The sequence below is a fragment of the Streptomyces beijiangensis genome, assembly GCF_017315755.1.
GTDB classification, from domain to species: domain Bacteria; phylum Actinomycetota; class Actinomycetes; order Streptomycetales; family Streptomycetaceae; genus Streptomyces; species Streptomyces beijiangensis.
In genome coordinates this window covers 1-3,214 of the sequence record NZ_JAFLRJ010000533.1, presented here as the reverse complement: position 1 = coordinate 3,214, position 3,214 = coordinate 1, and the positions used below count along the sequence as shown (strand labels likewise).

The 3,214-nt window shown below is 67.9% G+C and carries 4 protein-coding genes; all 4 read right to left on the bottom strand.

Annotated features, from left to right (window positions below):
* Nucleotides 1-1,043, bottom strand: a 1,043-nt coding sequence (locus tag J0695_RS36395; protein ID WP_206969046.1) for an ABC transporter ATP-binding protein, incomplete at its 3' end; no start/stop codon positions are given.
* A complete protein-coding gene (locus J0695_RS36390; protein ID WP_206969045.1) occupies nucleotides 1,040-2,005 on the bottom strand; it encodes an ABC transporter permease in 966 nt (321 codons plus the stop codon). The genes J0695_RS36395 and J0695_RS36390, both read right to left, overlap by 4 nt.
* A 4-nt stretch (nucleotides 2,006-2,009) precedes the next feature.
* A complete protein-coding gene (locus J0695_RS36385) occupies nucleotides 2,010-2,990 on the bottom strand; it encodes an ABC transporter permease (RefSeq protein WP_206969044.1) in 981 nt (326 codons plus the stop codon).
* Nucleotides 2,987-3,214: oligopeptide/dipeptide ABC transporter ATP-binding protein (locus J0695_RS36380; RefSeq protein WP_372445883.1), on the bottom strand; the 228-nt coding region annotated here is incomplete at its 5' end. The genes J0695_RS36380 and J0695_RS36385, both read right to left, overlap by 4 nt.

Here is a 3,214-nt window from a genome sequence, read left to right as displayed (position 1 = left end):
GGCCCGTAGGGCGGGGCGCATGCCGCCACCGGCACCGCCACCGCCACCGGCACCGGCTGATGCAGCCAGCACGCGACCGTGCGCGACCCATCCCCCGGCGGCGCCGACAAGACCGGAACAACACTCCCGCACGGCTCGAACGCCTTCCCGCACCGAGGATGAAACGCACACCCCGCCGGCATCGCCGCCAAGTGCGGCGGCGACCCCGGAATCCCCGACAGCTCGCGCCGCGGGCCATGCAGCGCGGGGAAGGAGTGCAGCAAGCCGTCGCTGTACGGATGGTGCGCGTCGCGGTAGATCTCCGCCGACGCCGCCTCCTCCACGATCCGGCCCCCGTACATGATCGCGATCCGGTCCGAGAACTCGATCAGCAGCGAGATGTCGTGCGTGATGAAAATGACCGAGAAGGACAACTCCGCCTTCAGCCGTACCAGTTGGCGCAGGATCTGGCGCTGCATGACCACGTCCAGCGCCGTCGTCGGCTCGTCCATGATGACGATCTCCGGCTCCAGCGCGAGTGCCATCGCGATCATCACGCGCTGCCGCATCCCGCCGGAGAGCTGGTGCGGGTACGAGGTCAGCCGGTCGGCCGAGATGCCGACCATGGACAGCAGCTCGGTCGCCCGCGCCGTGCGCTCGGCGCGCTTCGTCTCGGGGCGGTGTGCCTTCAGGACATCCGTCAGCTGGCTGTGCACGGTGTGCACCGGGTTCAGGGAGTTCATCGCACCCTGGAAGACGATGGACAGCTCCTGCCAGCGGAACGCCCGCAGCTCCCGCGCGGAGAGGGTCAGGATGTCCACCGGGTCGGGTTCGGTGGCGCGGTGGTAGTGGACCTCGCCTCCCGTGATGACCCCGGGCGGCGAGAGCAGCCGTGTCACCGCGTACGCGAGCGTGGACTTCCCCGAGCCCGATTCGCCTGCCAGGCCCAGGACTTCGCCCCGGTGGAGCGTGAGGTCGATGTCGCGCAGGGCGTGCACGGCGTCGGCCCCGGTGCCGTAGTCGACGTTGAGGCCGCGGATGGAGAGGATGGGTTCGGCGCTCATGACCTGGGCTCCTTCGTGCGGTTGACCGGCGTGAAGCCGACGCGCATACGGACCTTCTTCGAGGCGCCCGTCTCCGTGCGCAGCCGCGGATTGACGAATTCGTCGATGCCGAAGTTGATGAGGGCGAGCGACATCCCGAGGAGGGCGATGCACAGGCCCGCCGGCACGAACCACCACCAGGCCCCCTGCGCCAGCGCCTGGTTGGACTGGGCCCAGAAGAGGACCGTCCCCCAGTTCCAGTTCGAGATGTCGGCGACGCCGATGAAGGCGAGCGTGATCTCGGAGAGGATCGCGAAGATCACCGTGCCGACGAATCCTGACGCGATGACGGCCGTCAGGTTCGGCAGGATCTCGAAGAGGATGATCCGCCAGGTCGACTCCCCCGTGGCGCGCGCCGCCTCCACGTAGTCCCTTCGCCGCAGCGACAGCGTCTGGGCGCGCAGCACACGCGCTCCCCACGCCCATGACGTCACGGCGATCACCGAAGCGATCAGCAGATTGCTCGTGTCCTCGACGAAACTCGCGACGATGATGATCAGCGGCAGTCCGGGGATGACCAGGAAGATGTTGGAGACCGCGGAGAGGATTTCGTCCGCGACTCCCCCGAGGAAGCCCGCACTCACCCCCACGAGCACCGACATCACGGTGGCGAAGGCCCCGGCGACGAAGCCGACGACCAGCACACCTCGCGTGCCGACGAGGATCTGCGACAGGACGTCCTGACCGGTCTGTGTCGTACCGAACCAGTGATCGGTGGACGGCGGCTGGAGCAGGGCCTTGCTCATCTGGTCCGGGTCGTACGGTGCCAGCCACGGCCCCGCGACCGCCATCAGCACGAAGAAGCCGAGGATCGCGAAGCCGACGACGGTCTTGCGGCCGCGCAGGAACCGGAATTTGCGCTTGCTGGGAGCCGGGGTCTCGACCGCGTCCAGCACGGCGACCTCGGCAGCGGTGACGGCCATGTCCTCAGGCCTCCCTTCGGGTACGGGGGTCGAGGAGCATGTAGACGATGTCGGCGAGGAGGTTCGCCGCCAGTACCGAGAGCGTGATGATCAGGAAGACGCCCTGCATGAGCGGGTAGTCCTTGCCGCCGACGGCCTGGAAGAGCTTGTAGCCGATGCCGGGGTACGAGAAGACCATCTCGACCAGCAGCGTTCCGCCGACGATGAAGCCGAGCGAGAGCGCGAAGCCGGAGATGTTGGGGAGGACCGCGTTGCGGGCCGCGTAACTGAACATCACCCGGCGCTCGGAGAGCCCCTTGGCCTGCGCGACCATGACGTAGTCCTCGGAGGAGACCGTCACCATCATGTTGCGCATGCCGAGGATCCAGCCGGCCATCGCGCTGAGCACGATCGTCAGTCCTGGCAGCGCCCCGTGGTAGAGCGCGCTGGAGATGAACGGCCAGTCGAAGGCGGGGACGAGCGAGTCGTCGAAGCCGCCCGACTCGGGGAAGAGCGGCCACTTCACGGCGAAGAGCGCGATGGCGATGAGCCCGAGCCAGAAGTAGGGGATGGCGGAGATGAAGGTGGTGACGGGCAGCAGGCTGTCCATCCAGGAGCCGCGCCGCCAGCCGGTGAAGACACCGATGCCCGTGCCGAGCAGGAAGCTGATCAGCGTGGTGATGCCGACGAGTGCCAGGGTCCAGGGCAGCGACTGGGCGATGATCTCGCTCACCGGGGTGGGGAAGTTGGTGAAGGAGAGGCCGAGGTCGCCGTCGAGGAGATGGGACCAGTAATCGGTGTACTGCTGCCAGAGCGACTGGTGCTTGTCGAGGCCGAAGAGGGCCTTGAGGGAGTTGATGGCGTTGGTGTCCAACTGGCCCTGGAAACGGGAGATCAGGGCCTGGACGGGGTCGCCGGGCATCATCCGCGGGATGAGGAAGTTGATGGTGATCGCGGCCCAGGCGGTGACGGAGTAGAAGGCGATGCGCTGGAGGAGGTACTTCACCGGGACACGGCCTCCTTCTCGTTGCCGTTGTCTTTCGCGTTCTCGTACAGCCAGCACGCCGCCCACTGGCCGTCGGCCAGGTCGAAGCGCGGCGGCAGTTCGGTGGAGCAGCGCTCCATGGCCTTGGGGCAGCGGGGGTGGAAGCGGCAGCCGCCCGGCGGGGCGATGAGCGACGGGGGCTCGCCGCTCCCCGTCTCCTCCTGCGCTTCCTCCCGCTGCGGCTC

What these genes read in the sequence shown, in the direction of transcription:
- J0695_RS36390 (WP_206969045.1), bottom strand. Translation starts at nt 2,005, where the DNA reads ATGGCCGTCACCGCTGCCGAGGTCGCCGTGCTGGACGCGGTCGAGACC.